Source organism: Paraburkholderia ribeironis (assembly GCF_900019265.1).
Lineage (GTDB): Bacteria > Pseudomonadota > Gammaproteobacteria > Burkholderiales > Burkholderiaceae > Paraburkholderia > Paraburkholderia ribeironis.
In genome coordinates, this window is the sequence record NZ_CYGX02000015.1 from 150,107 (window position 1) to 169,704 (window position 19,598).

At 64.6% G+C, this 19,598-nt stretch carries 20 protein-coding genes; 15 read left to right on the plus strand and 5 right to left on the minus strand.

The window, feature by feature from the left end:
* The first annotated feature begins 50 nt into the window (after window positions 1-50).
* The 9 genes from fhcD (at window position 51) to BN2475_RS08430 (ending at window position 7,523) form a co-directional block, all read left to right on the plus strand.
* Entirely contained in the window at window positions 51-1,010 is a 960-nt protein-coding gene (gene fhcD / locus BN2475_RS08390; protein WP_094779070.1) for a formylmethanofuran--tetrahydromethanopterin N-formyltransferase, read from the plus strand.
* Window positions 1,007-1,855: a formylmethanofuran dehydrogenase subunit C gene (locus BN2475_RS08395; protein ID WP_094779071.1), complete on the plus strand. Its 849-nt coding sequence runs from the start codon at window positions 1,007-1,009 to the stop codon at window positions 1,853-1,855. The genes fhcD and BN2475_RS08395 overlap by 4 nt, the downstream gene beginning before the upstream one ends.
* A gap of 116 nt (window positions 1,856-1,971) precedes the next feature.
* Complete coding sequence (locus BN2475_RS08400; RefSeq protein WP_094779072.1) at window positions 1,972-2,550, plus strand: cytochrome b; 579 nt, start codon at window positions 1,972-1,974, stop codon at window positions 2,548-2,550.
* A complete protein-coding gene (locus BN2475_RS08405) occupies window positions 2,547-3,575 on the plus strand; it encodes an alpha/beta fold hydrolase (protein ID WP_094779073.1) in 1,029 nt (342 codons plus the stop codon). Before BN2475_RS08400 ends, BN2475_RS08405 begins: the two co-directional genes overlap by 4 nt.
* On the plus strand, window positions 3,572-4,510 hold the full coding sequence (pqqB, locus tag BN2475_RS08410) for a pyrroloquinoline quinone biosynthesis protein PqqB (protein WP_094779111.1): 939 nt from the start codon (window positions 3,572-3,574) through the stop codon (window positions 4,508-4,510). The genes BN2475_RS08405 and pqqB overlap by 4 nt, the downstream gene beginning before the upstream one ends.
* 71 nt (window positions 4,511-4,581) lie before the next feature.
* Window positions 4,582-5,355: a pyrroloquinoline-quinone synthase PqqC gene (gene pqqC, locus BN2475_RS08415; protein ID WP_174641900.1), complete on the plus strand. Its 774-nt coding sequence runs from the start codon at window positions 4,582-4,584 to the stop codon at window positions 5,353-5,355.
* Window positions 5,352-5,642: a pyrroloquinoline quinone biosynthesis peptide chaperone PqqD gene (gene pqqD, locus BN2475_RS08420; RefSeq protein ID WP_094779074.1), complete on the plus strand. Its 291-nt coding sequence runs from the start codon at window positions 5,352-5,354 to the stop codon at window positions 5,640-5,642. The genes pqqC and pqqD overlap by 4 nt, the downstream gene beginning before the upstream one ends.
* Window positions 5,643-5,646: 4 nt before the next feature.
* Entirely contained in the window at window positions 5,647-6,864 is a 1,218-nt protein-coding gene (gene pqqE / locus BN2475_RS08425; RefSeq protein WP_094779075.1) for a pyrroloquinoline quinone biosynthesis protein PqqE, read from the plus strand.
* Window positions 6,861-7,523: a response regulator transcription factor gene (locus BN2475_RS08430; RefSeq protein ID WP_094779076.1), complete on the plus strand. Its 663-nt coding sequence runs from the start codon at window positions 6,861-6,863 to the stop codon at window positions 7,521-7,523. Before pqqE ends, BN2475_RS08430 begins: the two co-directional genes overlap by 4 nt.
* On the opposite strand, the gene BN2475_RS08435 is transcribed toward BN2475_RS08430, so the two are convergent.
* On the minus strand, window positions 7,493-8,506 hold the full coding sequence (locus tag BN2475_RS08435) for a histidine kinase (protein ID WP_094779077.1): 1,014 nt from the start codon (window positions 8,504-8,506) through the stop codon (window positions 7,493-7,495). The genes BN2475_RS08430 and BN2475_RS08435 overlap by 31 nt on opposite strands.
* Window positions 8,507-8,689: 183 nt before the next feature.
* Here BN2475_RS08435 and BN2475_RS08440 point away from each other — a divergent pair, with 183 nt between their 5' ends.
* Entirely contained in the window at window positions 8,690-11,047 is a 2,358-nt protein-coding gene (locus BN2475_RS08440) for a TonB-dependent receptor (protein ID WP_094779078.1), read from the plus strand.
* A 25-nt stretch (window positions 11,048-11,072) separates the two neighbouring features.
* Here BN2475_RS08440 and BN2475_RS08445 read toward each other — a convergent pair whose 3' ends face one another.
* The gene (locus tag BN2475_RS08445; protein WP_094779079.1) at window positions 11,073-12,164 is read right to left on the minus strand and encodes a YVTN family beta-propeller repeat protein; all 1,092 of its coding nucleotides are present in this window, start codon (window positions 12,162-12,164) and stop codon (window positions 11,073-11,075) included.
* 376 nt (window positions 12,165-12,540) lie between these two features.
* Between BN2475_RS08445 and BN2475_RS08450 the strand changes: the two genes are divergently transcribed.
* The 5 genes from BN2475_RS08450 (at window position 12,541) to gph (ending at window position 16,144) form a co-directional block, all read left to right on the plus strand.
* Window positions 12,541-13,284 carry an energy transducer TonB gene (locus tag BN2475_RS08450; protein WP_245841198.1) on the plus strand — a complete coding sequence of 248 codons (744 nt, stop codon included), beginning with the start codon at window positions 12,541-12,543 and terminating at the stop codon, window positions 13,282-13,284.
* Window positions 13,285-13,319: 35 nt separating this feature from the next.
* A complete protein-coding gene (locus BN2475_RS08455) occupies window positions 13,320-14,081 on the plus strand; it encodes a MotA/TolQ/ExbB proton channel family protein (RefSeq protein WP_094779081.1) in 762 nt (253 codons plus the stop codon).
* On the plus strand, window positions 14,072-14,494 hold the full coding sequence (locus BN2475_RS08460; RefSeq protein WP_094779082.1) for an ExbD/TolR family protein: 423 nt from the start codon (window positions 14,072-14,074) through the stop codon (window positions 14,492-14,494). The genes BN2475_RS08455 and BN2475_RS08460 overlap by 10 nt, the downstream gene beginning before the upstream one ends.
* A gap of 145 nt (window positions 14,495-14,639) precedes the next feature.
* Window positions 14,640-15,458 (plus strand): HAD family hydrolase, encoded by an 819-nt coding sequence (locus tag BN2475_RS08465; RefSeq protein WP_094779083.1) that lies wholly within the window; start codon window positions 14,640-14,642, stop codon window positions 15,456-15,458.
* Window positions 15,452-16,144 carry a phosphoglycolate phosphatase gene (gene gph, locus BN2475_RS08470; RefSeq protein ID WP_094779084.1) on the plus strand — a complete coding sequence of 231 codons (693 nt, stop codon included), beginning with the start codon at window positions 15,452-15,454 and terminating at the stop codon, window positions 16,142-16,144. Before BN2475_RS08465 ends, gph begins: the two co-directional genes overlap by 7 nt.
* Before the next feature lie 30 nt (window positions 16,145-16,174).
* Here gph and BN2475_RS08475 read toward each other — a convergent pair whose 3' ends face one another.
* The 3 genes from BN2475_RS08475 to BN2475_RS08485 all read right to left on the minus strand — a co-directional run bounded on the left by BN2475_RS08475 (window position 16,175) and on the right by BN2475_RS08485 (window position 19,280).
* Window positions 16,175-16,834, minus strand: coding sequence for an ankyrin repeat domain-containing protein (locus BN2475_RS08475; RefSeq protein WP_094779085.1), 660 nt, complete (start codon window positions 16,832-16,834; stop codon window positions 16,175-16,177).
* A 95-nt stretch (window positions 16,835-16,929) separates the two neighbouring features.
* Window positions 16,930-17,550 (minus strand): c-type cytochrome, encoded by a 621-nt coding sequence (locus tag BN2475_RS08480; protein ID WP_094779086.1) that lies wholly within the window; start codon window positions 17,548-17,550, stop codon window positions 16,930-16,932.
* Complete coding sequence (locus tag BN2475_RS08485) at window positions 17,547-19,280, minus strand: pyrroloquinoline quinone-dependent dehydrogenase (RefSeq protein WP_094779087.1); 1,734 nt, start codon at window positions 19,278-19,280, stop codon at window positions 17,547-17,549. The genes BN2475_RS08480 and BN2475_RS08485 overlap by 4 nt, the downstream gene beginning before the upstream one ends.
* Between the last annotated feature and the right edge of the window lie 318 nt (window positions 19,281-19,598).

A 19,598-nucleotide genomic window follows, 5' to 3' on the forward strand; every position in this document is an offset into this window, starting at 1 on the left:
GGCTGATCGAGCCCAACGACTGCAGACCGATACCAAGCGAACCGCACACGATGAACGCCGAGGCCACGCTCGAAATCAACGGCACCACAATCGACCCGACCTTCGCGGAAGCGTTTCCGATGAAGGCGACCCGGCTCATCATCACCGCCCATACGCCCACTTGGGCGATGAACGCGGCGAATTCGCTGGCGGGGTTCGCCACGTCGGTGATCGGCTGCGGCTGCGAGGCCGGCGTCGAGCGCATGCTGACGCCCGACGAAACGCCGGATGGCCGCCCTGGCGTCGCGGTGTTGCTGTTCGCGGTGTCGTCGAAGGAGCTGGTCAAACAGATCGGGCGGCGCGTCGGACAATGCGTGCTGACCTGCCCCACGACTGCCGTGTTCAGCGGCATCGATCCCGCCACGAGCCGCGCGCCGCTGTCGGACCGCGCAGCGCTCGGCAGCGGATTGCGCTATTTCGGCGACGGCTGGCAGATCTCGAAGATGATCGGCACGACCCGTTACTGGCGTGTGCCGGTGATGGACGGCGAGTTCGTCTGCGAAGACACGGCGGCGACGGTCAAAGCCGTCGGCGGCGGCAACCTGCTGTTTCTCGCACGCGACATGGATGCCGCGCTCGCCGCCGCCGAAGCCGCCGTCGCGGCCATGCGCCGGCTGCCGAACGTGATCATGCCGTTTCCCGGCGGCGTGGTCCGCTCGGGCTCGAAAGTCGGTTCCAGATACCAGGGCGCGAGCGCCTCCACCAACGACGCGTTCTGCCCAAGCCTCATCGGTCTGTCGGCGCGCAGCGAACTGAGCGCGGAAGTCGGTAGTGTGCTGGAGATCGTGATCGACGGTCTCACCGATGCCGATGTCGGCGCGGCGATGACAGCCGGCATCGCCGCGGCCACCGGGCTCGGCCGCGCGGCCGGCGTGCTGCGGATCTCGGCGGGCAACTACGGCGGCAAGCTCGGCCCGTACCACTTCCATCTGCATGAGCTTGCGGCAGGTCTGAACGGGAGCCGCGCATGAGCACGACGACTTTGCGCGTGACAACGCCGCCCGGGTTTCGCGTGGATGCCGCGGCGCTGCGACCGGCATCGCTGGCGGGCATGAGCGTGGCCGAGATCGAGCGCATCGTTCTCGCGTCGGGCAACGATCGCTGTGTCGTCGGTGACCTGTTCCAGGTGTTGCGAAATGGAGCAGCTGGAACACCGGCAGGCGTCGCCCGGGACGATACGGCCGCGCTGGTCATCGACGGCGCCGCACCATGGCTCGACCGGCTCGGCGCGCAGATGGACGGCGGACGCCTCGTCGTGCATGGGTCGGTGGGCGACTACAGCGGCTTTCAGATGACGGGCGGCGTGCTGTATATCGACGGCAACGCCGGGCACTTCACCGCATGCGAAATGCGCGGCGGCCAGCTGACGGTGAGCGGCGACAGCGGCGACTTCGCCGCCGGCGCGCTGACAGGCGACATGGAAGGCATGACCGGCGGCACGCTGACGATCCACGGCAATGCCGGCGCGCGACTGGCCGACCGGATGCGCCGCGGCCTGGTGCTGGTCGGTGGCAATGCGGGCGAGTTTGCGGCTTCACGGCTGGTGGCCGGAACCGTGGGCGTCGCGGGTCAAGTAGGCCCGCATTATGCCTATGGTATGAGACGCGGCACGCTGCTGCTCGCGCAGCGGCCCACGCATCTGCCGCCGACATTCAGCGGCGGCGGCCGCGGTTTCAACGTATTCTGGTCGTTGCTCGTGCGCAGTCTGGCCGATCAGATCGCGCCGTTTTCGCAGTGGCGCGCTGACTGCTTGCCGGCCCGCTATACGGGCGATCTCGCGGTCGACGGTAGAGGCGAAATACTGATCGCCGGATGATCGCCGGATGATCGCGAGGCAATCGCGGGGTAATCGCCGAATGAAGCCGCGCGGCCGTCGATCAGACTGAATCAGACTGAAACGGTGTCCAACAGGAGACAAGGAAGGAGACAGGCATGACGACAGCACCTTCGCCGCACGCGAAGCCGGGTCTCGACACGGGCGCCGACGCCCGCGCGCCGCGCTATGCCGGCTTGCTGATCGCGCTGCATTGGCTGATCGCATTCGGCATCATCGGCCTGCTTGCCGTCGGACTCTATATGGTCGGATTGCCGAAGGGATTGCCTGTCAAAGCGGCACTGATCAACGTGCACAAGTCGCTCGGACTCACGGTTTTCCTGCTGGTGCTTTTACGTATCGTGGCGCGGGCGGTGCTTCACCGGCCGCCCCTGCCACCGATGCGACCGTGGCAACGCGCCGCCGCGCGCACTACGCAGGGTTTTTTATACGTCTGCATGGTCGTGATGCCGCTGGCCGGCTATCTCGGCTCGTCGTTCAATCGCTACGGCATACGCTTCTGGGGCATCCCGCTGCCCAGATGGGGCTGGGACGATGCGCATTTGCGCGAGCTTTTCTACGGCGTTCACCAGGCCGTGGGATACCTGCTGATCGCACTGATCGTGCTGCATGTAGCGGGCGCGCTCAAGCATCAATGGCTCGATCGCGACAACCTGCTCGCGAGGATGCTGCCATGACGATCCGCACCTCGCCGCGCGCTGCACGGCAAGCATGGCCGCCGCTCGAAGTCGATACATTGCGCACGCGCGACGGTCATCGCGTGTCGTTCGCGGTGGCCGGCGCGCTCGACGGGGTGCCGGTGGCCGTGCTGCATGGCGGCCCCGGCAGCGGCAGCCAGCCGGGCGCGCTGCGCCTGTTCGATCTGCAGCGCTTCCGGGTCGTGCTGATCGATCAACGCGGCACCGGTGCATCCACGCCGCACGGCAGCGTGCGCCACAACCGCACCGACTATCTGATCGCCGATCTCGAAGCGATCCGCGTGCGGCTCGGCTTCGAGCGCTGGGGCGTGCTCGGCGGATCGTGGGGCGCGGCGCTCGCGCTCGCCTACGCCGGGCAGTGTCCGCAAGCGGTCACGGGCGTCGTGATGCGCGGGCTATTTCTCACGTCCGGGCGGGAGGTTCGCGGTTTGTTCATGACGTCGCGAAGACGTGCGCCGCGCGCATGGGCCAGGCTGCGCGACGCGGCCCGGTGCGAACGGCCTGCCGGGTTGGCAAGCGGGTTTGTAGCGCGCTGCGCGGCCAGTCTGCAATCCGGTGCGGACCCAGCGCGGCAACGCGCGCTCGCGCTGGCATGGCGCGGCTATGAAGACGCGGTGCTGGCGAGCGCCACCGCACGCCGCGCCGCGCCGCCACGCGCCAGAGACTCGCGACGCCACGCTCGCAAGCTGATCGGCAAATACCGGATCCAGGCGCACTACCTCGCACATCGCTGCTGGCTCGGCGAAACCCGTCTGCTGGCGCTCGCGCGCCGCGCGGCATCGGCCGGCGTGCCACTTGCCGCGGTGCATGGCTCGCGTGATCCAGTCTGTCCGCCCGGCAATCTGCGGCGCCTGGTGCGCGCGGCCCCTGGGGCACATGTCGAGTGCGTTCGCGCCGGTCATCTGGCGAGCGACCCGGCGCTTCATGAACGCGTCGCGCACGCGCTCGCCGCGATGTTCATCTCAACCGCTCAGGAGGGGTGCAGCATGCGCCACGCGGCATGAAGATCAAGGTACTCGGTTCATCGGCTGGCGGTGGCTTTCCGCAGTGGAACTGCAACTGCCGCAATTGCGACGGCGTGCGCCGTGGCACGCTGAAAGCGACGCGTCGCACGCAGTCGTCGATCGCGGTGAGCGCGAACGGCGAGGACTGGTTGCTCGTCAATGCATCGCCCGACCTGCTCACGCAGATCGCGGCGAATCCCGAGCTTCAGCCCGCTCGCCGTGCACGCGATAGCGGCATTGCCGCCGTGCTCGTAATCGACGCGCAGATCGACCATGTCACCGGCCTGCTGATGCTGCGCGAGCGCGACACACCGCTGCCGCTCTACGCCACCGATGCCGTGTGGCAAGACCTCCGCGCCGGCTTTCCGATCGCGCCGATCCTTTCGCACTATTGTGGCGTCGAGCATCATCGCATCGCGCTCGACGGCGCGCCGCTCGTGGTCGATGGCTTGAACGGCTTGCGGATCGACGCACTGCCGCTGTCGAGCAAGGCGCCACCCTACTCGCCGCACCGCGACGCGCCCGAGCGGGGCGACAACATCGGACTCCTATTGACGGACCTGCAATCGGGCAAGCGCGTGTTCTACGCGCCGGGGCTCGGCGTGATCGAAGAACATGTGCTGGCGGCCATGCGCGAGGCCGATCTGCTGCTGGTGGACGGCACGTTGTGGACCGGCGATGAAATGATTCGCCTCGGCCTGTCGAAAAAGACCTCCGCCGACATGGGACATCTGCCGCAGACAGGTTCGGGCGGCATGATCGAAACGCTGGACTCGCTCGATGTGGATCGCACCGGCAACGCAGGCCGTGTCCGCAAGGTGCTGATCCATATCAACAACACTAACCCGATCCTGGTCGAGGATGGCCCCGAACGGCGCGTGCTCGCTGAGCATGGGATCGAAGTGGCATACGATGGGATGGCATTCGAACTGTGAACATTGAACGTTGAATGTCGAACTGCAGTGACGAGGCGCGCGGCTGTGATGGATAAAAAAACGGAGACGGTATGAACGCAACAGATACCTATGGCACGGCGCCGGTGCGCGACGCGCGTGCCCGAACGTCAGGGACACCAGGAGCCTCGGACGCCGATCAACCCGCCTGGAGCCGCGACGAATTCGAAGCACAGTTGCGCGCCAAAGGCACCGCCTATCACATCCATCACCCCTTCAACGTGAAGATGAATAGCGGCGGCTGCTCGCGCGAACAGATTCGCGGCTGGGTCGCGAACCGCTTCTACTATCAGATCAACATTCCGCTGAAGGACGCGGCGGTACTGTCGAACTGTCCGGATCGCGAGACGCGCCGCCGCTGGGTGCAGCGCATTCTTGACCACGATGGCTACGATGGCGCGGAAGGCGGCATCGAAACATGGGCGCGTCTCGCCAATGCGGTCGGCCTGTCGCGCGACGAACTCTGGTCGCTCGAACACGTGACGCCGGGCGTGCGCTTCGCGGTCGATGCCTACGTGAATTTCGCGCGCCGCGCGCCGTGGCAGGAATCGGTCTGCTCGTCGCTGACCGAGATGTTCGCGCCGCAGGTGCATCGCGACCGGCTTGCGAGCTGGCCGGAACATTATCCGTGGATCGACCCTGCGGGCCTCGCTTATTTCCGCTCGCGCATTTCGCTCGCACAGCGCGACGTGGAGCACGGACTCGAAGTGACACTGGCGTATTTCACGCGGCGCGATCAGCAGGAACGGGCGCTCGAGATCCTGCAGTTCAAGCTCGACATTCTGTGGACCATGCTGGACTCGATCGAAAAGGCCTTCCCGCAATGAACGTTCTGACACGCGCCGGCGGCGCCACACAACCCGCCACCCGACTGACGATCGCCAGGCCGTTTCGCCTGCAGTGGGAACCCGCGCAGAACGCACATGTGCTGCTCTACCCCGAGGGGATGGTGAAGCTCAATCAAAGCGCGGGAGAAATTCTCAAGCGTTGCGATGGCACACGCGACATCGACACGCTGATCGCCGAACTGGAACAGGCGTTCAACACCACCGAGCTCGGCACCGAGGTGCGGGCCTTCATTGCCGAAGCGCACACGCGCGGCTGGCTGGAGTAGCGCGATGACCGATCTCTCGCAACCCGCTGCCGGCGCGCAGTCCGAGGACCCGAGCGCCGGCGTGCCGCCGCCGCTCTGGCTGCTCGCGGAGCTGACCTATCGCTGTCCGCTGCACTGCGCGTTCTGCTACAACCCACTCGACTATACCGATCTCAGCCGCGAACTGACTACCGAGCAATGGATCGGAGTACTACGCGAAGCGCGTGCGCTCGGCGCGGTGCAGCTCGGCTTTTCGGGCGGCGAGCCGCTGGTGCGCGACGACGTCGAAGTGCTGGTGGAGGAGGCGCACAAACTCGGCTTCTACACGAATCTGATCACCTCCGGCGTTGGCCTGACCGACAAGCGGCTCGGCGACCTGAAGGCCGCAGGCCTCGACCACATCCAGTTGTCGTTTCAGGACTCGACGCAGGAGTTGAACGACTTCCTGAGCAGCACGCGTACCTTCGATCTGAAACAGCGCGTCGCGACTTCGATCAAACGGCACGGCTTTCCGATGGTGCTCAACTGCGTGCTGCATCGCTATAACCTGCCGCACGTCGACAAGATCATCGAGATGGCGCTCGCGATGGGCGCCGAATACCTCGAACTCGCCAACACACAGTATTACGGCTGGGCACACGTGAACGAGGCGCAGTTGATGCCGACGCGCGAGCAGCTCGTCGAAGCCGAAGCGGTCGTCGAGCGCTACCGCCGCACGCACGGCGAGCGCTGCAAGATTTTCTTCGTCGTGCCCGATTACTTCGAAAGCCGCCCAAAACGCTGCATGAACGGCTGGGGCGCGGTCTTTCTCGGCGTCGCGCCAGACGGCGCCGCGCTGCCCTGTCACGCGGCGCGCGGCCTGCCGGGCCTGACGTTGCCGAACGTGAAAGAGACGCCGTTGCGCGAGATCTGGTACGACAGCGATGCGTTCAATCGTTTTCGCGGTCTGCACTGGCTCAAGGAACCGTGCCGGAGTTGCGACGAAAAGGAACGCGACCTGGGTGGTTGCCGCTGCCAGGCGTATCTGCTCACGGGCGACGCGGCCAACGCCGACCCCGTCTGCGACAAGTCGCCGTTTCACGACACCGTGGTCAAGGTGGTGCAACGCGCGGCTTCGACATCGACAGCGGCAAACGTGGCGCGCGAGCAGCCCATCGTGTTCCGTAACGACGCCAATTCGCGCAAGCTCGCGGCCGCCGCCCGCGAGCCGGACCTCACCGGCGGCAGTGGAGCATTGCCATGACTGGGGGAACCATCTCCGTGCTGCTCGTCGACGACCACGCGGTCGTGCGCGAAGGCTACCGGCGTCTGCTCGAACTGAATTCCGACGTAACGGTGTGCGGCGAAGCCGGCGATGCCGCCCAGGCCTACCAGCGCTTTTGCGCGCTACGGCCCGATGTGGTCGTGATGGATGTGTCGCTGCCGGGGGCGAGCGGCATCGAAGCGATGCGGCGCATGCTCGCGCGAGAGCCTGATGCGCGCGTGCTGATCTTCAGCGTCCATGAGGAATCGATTTTTGTGCGCCGTGCGCTCGATGCCGGCGCACTCGGTTATGTCACCAAGGCCAGCGCGCCCGATGTGCTGGTGGAAGCGGTGCGCTCCATCGCGCGGCGCGCCGGCTATCTGAGTCCGGACGTCTCGCAGGCGCTCGCGATGCGCACGGCCTTCAACGAAGGACCGCCCGGGCGTCAGTTGTCGGCCCGCGAGTTCGAGGTGCTGCGTCTGCTCGTGCAGGGTTATACGCTGCCGAGCATCGCCGAGAAGCTCGGACTGAGTCAGAAGACTGTGGCCAACCATCAATCCGTGATCCGGCAGAAGTTCGGCGCCGACAACGGCGTGCAGCTTGCGCAAATGGCAAGCCGGCTCGGACTTCAGTTCACGGGTTCGGCAAGCCCCGCATGAGCAGGCACGCGTGCGCAGAACAGAAAGCCGCCCTGCGGTGTGCTTGCAACGTGAAATTCGCCGCCGAGGGCCTCGACGCGCTCGCGCATGCCGATCAACCCGAGTCCTTTGCGCGGCTTCGTGAGATCCGTGCCGGGGCCGTCGTCGGCCATGGTCACGACGATTTCATCGATAGGCGCGCCGGCCGCGTCCGCGCTTTGCGTCTCGCGCGGCGCGCGCACCATGAACACTTCCACGCGCGAGTGGCGGGCGAACTTCGACACGTTGGTCAGCCCTTCCTGCACGAGACGGTAGAGCGTGATGGTCAGCGTATCGCTCAGGCCGCTGAAATCCCCTTCAATCGTCAAGGAAAACGAAGCATCGGGCAGCCGCTCGCGCCAGCCGTCGACGCAATGTTCAAGCGCACTCGGCAAGCCGAACTCGTCCAGACCAATCGGCCGCAACCGACGGATCATGTCGCCGATCTCCCGGTAGACGTGGCTCGCACTCTGGATCAGACCGAGCGCTATTCGATGAATCTCCGGCTCGCGCTGGCTGGATAGATCGCGGATGCGTGCGGCGTCGAGCGCAATGGCGTTCAGGTACTGGCCCAGTTCATCGTGCAGTTCGCGCGCCAGATGACGGCGTTCGAGTTCCTGCGCCTGCAGCGCCTGGTTGGCGAGGCGCCGGTTGTCGGCGAGCAGTCGTTCGGCCTGCTCCTCCAGCATGCGGCGATGGCTCAACTCGCGGCGCGCGTCGCGGTAGCGGCGCCACGCGAACCACACGAGACCGATCGAAAGCACGAACAGCGTGCCCGGCAATTCGTCGAGCTGGAAGCGTTCCATGCCACGCGTGAACCGGTACGCGCGTTCGCTGAGATCGAACGTGGCGCTGAGCAGCGCCGCCAGCGCGGTCACGGCGAACACCCACGCGAGATCGCGCCATATCGTCGGATGTGGCGGCGGGCGGCCAGCGGGGGATGAGTGCATCGGGTCGCTTGACATGACATTTGCATTCTACCCAGCACAGTCGCGCGCAGCGGACTTTTGCAACGCTTTTGGGAACGCCTCCCTGACAGATCGGGAAAAGCTCCCGCGCGGCTTACAGCCACGTATGCGAAGCTTGCGCACACCTCGAAGAATGCGCCAGGCGCGAAGGCGTCGAGCGGCAGGAGACAAACATTGAGCATGCGACGACCAACACGCCGCAGACTGCGCCTTCAGCGGCGAGCCGGCATCACACTCTGTTTCGGCAGCACCCTCGCGAGCCTGTGCGCGGCCGCATGGGCGCAGACCGAACCGCCTGTTGCGGCGTCGGCGCCCGCATCCGCGTCCGCACCCGTGGTGCCGGATACCGGCGCCGCTAACGCGAGCCCGGTCACGACGCTCGCGCCGATCGTCGTGGTGGGCACCACACCGCTGCTCGGGATCGGCACACCGCTTTCGCAGGTGCCGGCCAACGTCCAGACGGTCCACGCACACGATATCGAACAGCAGCATCGCAGCACGCTGACCGACTACCTGGCGAAGAATTTGCCGAGCGTCGATATCGCCGACGCGCAGGGCAACCCGTATCAGATGAACCTCAATTATCGCGGCTTCACTGCGTCGCCGTTGCTGGGCACGCCGCAGGGCCTGTCCGTGTTCGTCGACGGCGTGCGGGTGAACGAACCGTTCGGCGACGTGGTGAATTGGGACCTGCTGCCGCAGCAGGCCTTCGACACGATCCAGCTGATTCCCGGCTCCAATCCGACCTATGGACTGAACACGCTCGGCGGCGCCATCTCGATCACCACCAAGAACGGCAAGACCAGCCCCGGCGGCGAAGCCGAGGTGAGCCTCGGATCGTGGGGCCGCAAGACCGCGCAGGTCGAACAGGGCGGCACCATCGGCCACAACCTCGACTACTACTTCACCGCCAACGCCGCGAACGACAATGGCTGGGCCGAGCAGAACTCGAGCCGCGTACGGCAGGCGTTCGGCAAACTGCGCTATACCGACGCCGATACCACGCTGTCGTTGTCCGCGGGCGGTGCGGACAACGATCTGCACGGCACACAAACCATTCCGCGCTCGTTCCTCGACAACCCCAGGCAGCCCTACACATATCCGGACCAGAATCAGAACAGCGTCGGCTACGTGACGCTCTCGGGCGATCACTACTTCAACGATCATGTCGAACTGAGCGGCAACGCCTATTACCGGCACTTCCTCAACACCAACACCAGCAGTAACGTCAATAACAATTTCGGCTCGGTAGACGCGAACGGCAATATCGACACATTGCAGGCGACCAACCAGAGATCGATCGTGATGACCGACAGCTATGGTGCGAGCCTGCAACTGACGCTGCTCGGCAAACTCGGTGGCATGGAAAACCAGTTGATTGCGGGCATGTCCGCCGATCTCGCCAATTCGCACTACACCCAGTCGTTGCAGGACGCGGCTTTCACCGATTCGCGCGCAACGGTCGGCCTCGGCGATTTCGAACAGCAGACCGCGGCCAGAACGCACAGCGGCAACTATGGGCTCTATCTCGCGGACACGCTGTCGCTGACGCCTCACTGGTCTTTGACGCTCGCGGGGCGCTACAACTGGGCCGAGGCGACGATCGGCGATTCGAGCGGCCTGCAGCCGCAGCTCGACGGCCACCATACGTTTTCGCGTTTCAATCCGGCCGTTGGCATCAACTGGAATCCGACGCCGGCTCTCACGGCCTACGCCACCTACAACGAAGGCATGCGTTCACCGACCGCGATCGAACTGGCCTGTGCCGATCCGGCCGCGCCGTGTTCGCTGCCAAACGAATTCATCTCCGACCCGGCCCTCAAGCCGGTGATCTCGAAGACCTACGAAATAGGCGCGCGTGGCCGGATCGGCGCGGCCACGACCTGGAGCGCCGCCGCGTACAGCACGACACTCGACGACGATATTCAGTTCATCAGCAGCAATGGCGCGGGAAGCTCGCAAGGATTTTTCCAGAACGTCGGCCGCACGCGCCGGCAAGGCGTCGAACTGGCCGGCCAAAGCAAGTTCGGTCCGCTCGCCGTGAGCGCGAGCTACAGCTACGTGGATGCGACCTACCAGTCCACCTGGACCGAAAGCAGCCCCAGCAATTCCAGCGCCGACGCCAACGGCAATATCACCGTCAAGCCGGGCAATCATATTCCGGGGATTCCGGCGACTACCGTGAAGCTGCGGCTCGACTATTCGGCGACGTCGAAATGGAACATCGGCACGAACCTCACGTGGCGCGGCAGCATCTACGCTCAGGGCGACGAAAACAACCAGGATGTGAACGGCAAGATCGCCGGTTATCTGCTGATCGATCTGGACACGACTTACCAGGTGACGAAGCAGTTGCAGGTCTTCGCCTCCGTGACGAACCTGCTCGACAAGCAGTACGCCAGCTTCGGCGCACTCGGCCAGAACTTCTTCACCGGACCGAACCGCACGTTCGACGGCGCGAACCCGGTCAGCGAGCAATTCGTCGGGCCGGGTGCGCCGAGGGGCGTGTGGGTCGGCTTGCGCTATGCGTGGAAATAACGCCGTCGCGCAAGACACGCGCGGCTCAGTGCGATTCGATCGAGCCGTCGCTGCGTGGATACGTGACGATGCCCCATGCGAGCGGTAACTCGCCGATCTGCTTGATCGGCTGGTAGCTCTTCGCGTCCAGCACATAGACCGAATCGGAGCGCCCGCACGCCACCATCAGCTTCGCGCCATCCGGCGTGAAGCTGAAGTGCCAGCAACGCTGCCCGACGGGCACGTCGGCAACATGTTCATAGCTGTGGCCGTCGAACACCTGCACCGTCTTGTCGCGCGCCGCGGCAACGAAAAGCCGCTGCCCGTCGGGACCGAACGCAATGCCGTATGGTCCGAGTTTGGTATCGACGGTCTTGACCACGTCGAAACTGTGCGCGTCGAGCACGACGAACTTGCTGAGCGACTCCAGCGTGACCACATAGTGCTTGCCATCGGGCGACAGGCGGATGCCGCGCGGCCGGCCGCCGGCAGCGAGCTTCACCGTCCTGATGGGCGCACCGGTGCGCGCGTGATAGATCGATATCGTATCGTCGCCTTCATTGGCGACGAGCATCGTCTGGCCGTCGCGCGAGAATTCGATACCTTCCGTTTCGTGACCGCTCGTCACCGAGCGAATCACGCGCCACGTATTCATATCGACGATCGCGATTTCCGCCGGCGGCTTGTTGGCGTCGTCGTCATCCGCGCCGGGTTTGCCATCCGGTTTGCCGCCCGGCTTGGCCCCCGGCGGCCCGCTGACGTCGCCGGGTTCGTACGTCACATAGGCGTAGCCGTTGTGCACCCGCACATACTCGGGGTTCTTGCCGATCTTCACGCGCTGGACGACCTCGCCCGACGCCGTGTCGATCACTGCCAGATCGCCCGTGTTCTTGTTGGCGACCAGGAGGCGTGTGCCATCCGCGTTCAGGCCCAAGCCACGCGGGCCGTCCGCGCCTACCGGGAATGTTTTGGCGAGCGTCATCTGATCGAGATCGATCACGCCGACACCGGCCTTCTCGCTCGTCACATAGGCGAGCGGCGCGGCGGCTGCATGCGCCGCGCACGCGGCCACGACGAGCGCGGCCGCCAGCGCGATGGAGCGGCGTGGTCTTCGGTTGGGAATGCGTGTCTCCAGCATTGTTGTACTCCGTTGTGAAATCGCTGCGCCGCGATGGTTCGCGTCATTGGTTCAAAGTATCCCACTGGGCGATTGTTTGACAACGAACATCGGACGGGAGAATTTCCCGAATTGACCCACGGCGCGAGCCGCTGGTTCTAAAACCCTGGGTGCGGGAGGACAATGAACGTGGAGGTGGCCGTCGGTTGCGAACCAAACGGATGCCGCGAATAGTGCTGGCGATTGATGCTGGCGATTAGTGCTGGCTAATGATGCTGGCGATTAGTGCCGGCTAATGATGCTGGCAAATGACGCCGGCGAATGACGCCGGCAAATGAGCCCAAGCCTGGCCGCGATATCGATGCTGCAAGTTGCCATAGCGAACCCCGCAAACCCTATGATCTCCGCGACGCGGTATCGTCGGGTTCTGCTCGTGCTGGGCGCCGTGATCGGCGCGCATCTGGCTTTGCTGGTCGTGACGCTCGCGACACGCGACAGAACTGTCGAGCGGCCAGTCGAACCGCCCACGATCACCGCCGTGCTGCTGAGCCCGGAACCCCAACCGCCGATACCCGCCGCGCCTGCTGCGGTGGTCCCACCAACGCCGCCTGCCGCCGCGCATCCTGTGGTTCGCGCCAGACCCGTGCCGCAGCCGCAGCCGAGCCCACACGTAACGCACAGCGTGCAAACGCCAGCACAAACACCCGCGCAAATAGCACCAACGGCACCGGTAGCGCCAGCCCAGCATGTCGCGCCGTCTCCCACCGCGCAGCCGGCCCCCGTCGCAGCGCCACCCATGCCCGCAGCGCCCGCCACCGCTTCCGCGCCCGCTGTCGAACGCACGGTGCCCGCATCGACTGCGCCGAAGAACGTCTCGCATGTCGATTGCACGATCCCGAAGCCGGACTATCCCGACATATCCAGGCGCCGTGGCGAGAACGGCACCACCGTCGTGCGATTCGTCGTGGGCCTCACGGGCCGTATCGAAACGGTGCAACTGCAAACGAGCAGCGGCTCTCAGCGCCTGGACGATGCCGCGCTCGCCGCGGTCCACGGGGGCGTCTGCCAGCCCTATAGCGAAAACGGCGCCGCGATTCGCGCCGCATGCTCGCAGTCGTTCGTCTTCGGAATGAGCGACTAACTCCGCCAACGAGTCGAAGGACTAAGGAAACCACCATGCAACATTACGGACTCGCGAACGTCTGGGAAACCGGAGATGTCGTCACGCGCTGCATTCTGAGCGTGTTGCTGATCATGTCGGTCATGTCGTGGACGGTGATCATCGTCAAGCTATTGCAGCTGATGCTGCTCAGACGCGTGACCCGCCAGAGCGACGCGCGCTTCTGGAACGCGGACCGGTTCGAGGACGGGTTGAGCAGTCTCGGTCACCCCCGCTCCACTGCGCGCGACAATCCGCTGCTCGCACTCGCGCTTGCGGGCCACGAAGCCGCGACGCACCATCGGCAAACCCAGCAGCATCTGCGCGACCGGATCGACGTATCGGACTGGATCACGCGGCGCCTGCAGGACACGATGGACGATACGATCGCGCGCCTGCAAAGCGGGCTGGCGGCCCTCGCGTCGATCGGCAGCACGGCGCCCTTCGTGGGGTTGTTCGGCACCGTCTGGGGTATCTACCATGCGCTGATCGTGATCGGCGAGACTGGCCAGACGTCCATCGACCACGTGGCCGGCCCGGTTGGCGAGTCGCTGATCATGACCGCCTTCGGGCTCTTCGTGGCGATTCCCGCCGTGCTCGGCTACAACGGCCTGACTCGCGCAAACCGCACGATCGTCGCCCGCCTGAAGCGCTTTGCGCATGGACTGCACGCGTACTTCGTGACCGGCTCGCAATTGCCTTCGAGTGCCGGTCCGGAGTTGCACGCCGTGCCGCGCAGCGAGAGCGCAACCCGTGACGGAGCCTTCAGATGGCAATGAGCCCATTCTCCGACGACGACGAAGGCGGCCTGATGAACGAGATCAACATGACGCCGCTGGTGGACGTCATGCTGGTCTTGCTGATCATTTTTCTCGTCACGATTCCCGCCATGCAACACGCGGTCAGGATCGATCTGCCGCGGGCGAGCAGTCAACCGGAAGCCGTCAAACCCGCGCACGTGGACCTCGCCGTGCAGGCGGACGGTTCGATTCTGTGGGACGGTCATGCGGTGACCGACGACGCCTTGCGCACGCGCATCGCACAGGCAGCGCACACCACGCCTCAACCGGAACTGCATGTGCGGGCCGACCGGAAAGTGCCGTATGAACGGGTTGCCGATGTGATGTCGGCCGCCCAGGCAGGCGGTCTGACGAAGCTCGGCTTCGTGACCGACCCGCGGCCTGGTAAATAGCGCAGCGCCTCGCACGCTCGAATCGGCGTGGACACCTAAGGAGTGGCTTATCGGAGGCGAAAGAATCTCTGAATTCAAATCGGCCTGTGGCTCCGCTATCGTGGTGCGTGTCTGAACGGCATATCACCCTGACGAGGACCGGACGATGCAAGCCCTTATCTTCGACGTCGATGGCACGCTAGCCGATACCGAGACCGCTCATCGGCATGCCTTCAACGCCGCTTTCGCGGAGGTGGGTCTCGACTGGTTCTGGGACGAGGCGCTCTATGCACGCCTTCTCAAGGTGGCCGGCGGCAAGGAACGCCTGCTGCATTACTGGCGCATGGTCGAGGGCGAAGAAGCCGACGGTGCGAAGGCGCTGGAAGTCGTCGCGGCGATCCATGCGATCAAGACCCGCCACTACACCGAGCGGGTGCGTGGCAACGGCTTGCCGCTGCGCCCCGGCATTGCGCGTCTGATGGCGGAGGCGCAAGAGGCCGGCATGCGTGTGGCGATCGCGACGACCACGACACCCGCCAATCTGGACGCACTGCTGCAGGTCCATTTCGGCGCAGCCTGGCGTACGCGCTTCGCGGCGATTGGCGATGCCGGCACCACGCGTGCGAAAAAGCCCGCCCCCGACGTCTACCACCATGTGCTCGACCAGCTCGGTCTGCAAGCCGCGGCCTGCCTTGCCTTCGAGGACTCCCGCAACGGTTTGCTTGCGGCACGCGCGGCGGGTGTCCCGACCGTCGTTACGCCGACCGGGTACACCTCGCAGGACCGCTTCGATGGCGCGCTGGCCGTGCTGCCTCACCTCGGCGATCCGCAGACGCCGATCCTCCAGCCGGTGGATGGCGAACAGCATCGCTGGGTGGATCTGCCGACCCTGCGCCGCTGGCATCACGACGCCGCGTCGCCCCTTGATCCGACTCCGTTCGTAGTGCCAGGCATAGATCAATCACGCACGAGCTCACCATGGTAGCAAGCAATCACTGCAACGCAGTACTGATCGACCTGGACGGCACGATGGTCGACACGGCGCCGGACATCGCGGCCGCGGTCACCTGCATGCTCGCGGACTTCGGAGTAGCGCCGCTGTCGTTCGACAGGGTGACTGGATTTATCGGCAATGGGGTCCCCAACCTCGTGCGACGCTCGCTGGAAGCAGCCGGCATCGAGAAGCGCGTCGCCATCGAGCGAGCCCTGCTGGTGTTTGAACAGCACTATGCGAATACAAACGGACGCGTGGGCCGGGTGTTTCCCGGTGTCATGGACGGACTGCGCGAATTGCGAAAGAGAGGTTACCGGAGCGCCTGCGTGACCAACAAACCTCATGCGCTGGCTGCGCCGCTACTGACCAACACAGGCCTCGCCGCGTATCTGGACGTGCTGGTCGCGGGCGACACGATAGCCAGCATGAAGCCCTCCCCCGAGCCGCTCTGGCACGCCTGCCGCCTGCTCGATGCCGACCCCGGACGCTGCGCGCTGGTCGGCGATTCGCCCGTCGATGTCGCAGCGGCACGCGCGGCCGGCCTGCCTGTCTTCATCGTCAAGTATGGCTATGCCGGACAAGGCGGCGCCGACGCATTGCACTGCGATGGACTGATCGACTCGTTCGAAGCCCTGCCGGCGATTCTCGCGGCGCGCGGGCTCATGACTCACGCGTAGTGACGGCCGGGTTGCAACGCGGTGTCGCGACTAGCCGGCAGACAGCAGGCTCGCCACCCGAGCCGATTTGGTCTGGACGGCGATATCTTTTGCCGTCATGCCGCGGTTGTCCTTCAACGACGGATTGGCGCCGCGTGCGAGCAGCAGTTGAGCGGTATCCGCGCGATCGTATCCCGCGGCCCACATCAGCGCAGTGAGATCGTTCTTGTAGGTGCGATTCACGTCGATTCCGGCATCGAGCAACTGACTCACCACTCTCGATTGCCCCTGGCCTGCCGCGTACTCCATCGCGGTCTTGCCGACGCGATCCGTAGCTAGAGGATCCGCACCGTGCGCCAGCAGGAGTGCAACGATCTCATCGAAGCCGCCGTATGCCGCGGCCATCAATGGCGTGACGCCGGGCGCACTCGCGTGCTGGACGTTCGCGCCGTGTTCGATCAGCGTGCGCGCCATGGCCACATCGCCTTTTTTGCATGCGGTGATCAGCGCCGTGTCGCCGATGCGGTTCATTGCGTCGACGGCTCCGCCGCGCTGCAGTGCTGCGAGAAGCGACTGTTGGTCACCGTCTTTTGCGGCTACCAGCACTTGCCGGTTGGTTTCTCCGTCGCCCTGCGCGGACGCGGGCTGGCACGCACCGAATGCACCGGCAAGCAGGATGGCAGTTGCGAGGTAGCGGGTGAGCTCTTTCATGGTGTCTCCGGTGTCGACCAGAGTTGGCGCTTTAGCGCGTTACTCTGGTCCCATGCAAACCACTAACTCCGGTCCCACGCAATTCAATTGCGCTACTACTGCAGATTATTGACATACGCGGCCAGATTCCGGATATCGTCGTCGGTCAGATTGCGCGTCACACTGGCCATGTTGCCCGCATCGTTGGTCCGCGTGTGCGAACGGAAGTCCTGCAATTGCTTGACGATATACGGATACAACTGACCGGCGACGCGCGGAATCTCGTTCTGGCCGGAAAAACCACCCAGGTGGCACATCGTGCATAGCACTTCGGCGGATTTCTTCCTTCCCGCTTCGATCCTCGCGCCATCCGGTTTGATCGTAACGGGCACGAGCTTTTGCGCGGCAAAGTAGTCGGCAAGATCCTGCATGTCCTCGCGCGACAGGTTGTCCACCATTGGCGACATAGGCGGGTGGTTGCGGCGTCCTTCCTTGAAGTCCCGCAGTTGCAGGTAGATGTAGCGCGCGGTTTGACCGGCCAGAATCGGATAGTCCGGCGTGGTCGAGTTGCCCATCGGCCCATGACAGGCCACACACACTTGCGCTTTCGCCTTGCCCGCCTCTGCATCGGCTCGCGCATTGGACGGCAGCCATGCGGCGGCGAACCAGCCGCACAGCAGGGCTGCCCATGCGCGGTCCATCGAACGAGGCGCTCCCCGCAACGTCGGCATCGTCATGGCAACGCGAAGACGAGCACGGTGTTGCCGCGCTTCATGTCGATCTGCGTATTGCCGCCCGCCGCAACCGCGACGTACTGCTTGCCGTTCAACGTGTACGACACCGCGGGCGCATTGACGCCGGCGCCGCACTGGTACTCCCAAAGCTTCTTGCCGGTGGAGGCGTCGAACGCACGGAACAGGCCGTTGCCCTCGCCGTTGAACACGAGGCCTCCCGCCGTCGCGAGCACGCCGCCGATGAGCGGCTGGTCGGTCTTGTAGCCCCACGCGACCTTACCGGTATCGACGTTCACGGCGGCCAGCTTGCCCCATTGCTGCTCGGACGGAATCACCTTGAACGCCCCGCCCAGCCACAGCTTGCTGCCGCCCGGATAGGCCGCTTCCTCGACCTGATAAGTCATCGGTTGATGCAGATTGGCCGCATAGACGAGGCGCGTTTGCGGATCGAACGCGATCGGCGACCACTCGACTCCGCCGTTCGCGCCCGGCAACATGCGCGCGCCATCGGCGGTCGGCAACGTCCACATGTTCTCTTGCGGAATCATCGCCTCCGAATAGCGGATCAGCCGTCCCGTGGCGCGATCGTGAACGTACACGTGGCCGGTCTCGCCGGCATGCACGATGCCGGGAATCATCTTGCCATTGTTGTCGCGCACGTCGATCAGAACCGGCGGACTCACTGCATCCAGGTCCCACACGTCATGCGGCACGTACTGGTAGTGCCATTTGTACTTGCCGGTGTCCAGATCGATCGCGACGAGCGAGTCGGTATAGAGATTGTCTCCCGGCCGGATCGCGCCATACAGGTCCGGCGACGGATTGCCCACCACGAAATACACCGTATGCGTTTGCCGATCGATTGCAGGCGTCATCCAGACTCCGCCGCCGAGTGTCTTGTAGAAGTCGCCGCCCTTGTCCGCCAGCTGCTTTTTCTCCGCAGCGATGTCGCGCTTCTCGTCGCGGCCGGTCGCGTCTTTGGTGGCCCACACGCCTTCCTGACCGGTGTCCGGAATCGTGTAGAACGTCCAGAGCAATTGGCCGGAATTTGCATCGAACGCTTTCACGAAACCGCGAATACCGTATTCGCCGCCGTTCGTGCCGATCAGCACCTTGCCGTCGACGACCGCCGGCGCCATCGTTTCCGAGTAGCCCTGATCGGGATCGGCGATCTGGCTTTGCCACAACACGCCGCCGGTTTTCGCGTCGAGCGCGACGAGCTTCGAATCGAGGGTGCCCATATAGAGCCGGTCACCTGCTATGGCCACGCCGCGATTGTTCGGCCCGCAACAGAACGTCGTGACCGGACCCATCTTGTGCTTGTAATGCCAGAACTCCTTGCCGGTTGCCGCATCGAGCGCGTATACATGGTTGAACGACGTGGTAATGAACATCACACCGTTCGATACGATCGGCGCCGTTTCCATCGACTCGTTGACGGCCGTCTGGAATATAAACGCCGGTCTGAGCTTCGACACGTTCGTCTTGTTGATTTGCGCACCGGGGTAGTAGCGCGTCTGCGCATACGAGCCGTTCGAATGCAGCCAGGCGGTCGTCGTGGTGGCGGCCCTGTCGAGTTGCTCCTGGCTCACGGGTTGAAGCGTCGAGGGCACGGGTGCGGACGTCGTCGTTGCACTGTTCTGGACTTCTTCCGCGGCATAAGCGGCTGGCAAGCCGAATGCGATGGCAAGCAGAGGCAGGCCGAAGGCACCTGAAAGTCGGTTGATTGGCATGAGTGTCTCCTTGGCTTTTTATTGTTCAAGATTTTCAGCGCAGGAGTGCGGCATTCCTCCACACGGCCGACGACGTGGAAAAGCAGGATGGCGCAACCCTCTCAAACAACAAAAGCGTACGATTTTGAACCGTTGATTGCTTTGTCAGGATGGGTCGGCTGCGCATTGGGAAAGCGGTGATACAGAGGTCCCCAAAAGGCCGGCTCGCTTAAGCGTAGGCCATGCGCTTCTGATTTTCTAGACTCGCAGCACGTTTCATGAGGCGCGGCCCCATACGTAAGACGAATTTGCGGCGCTGGATTTTGCCGCTCGGGCCGG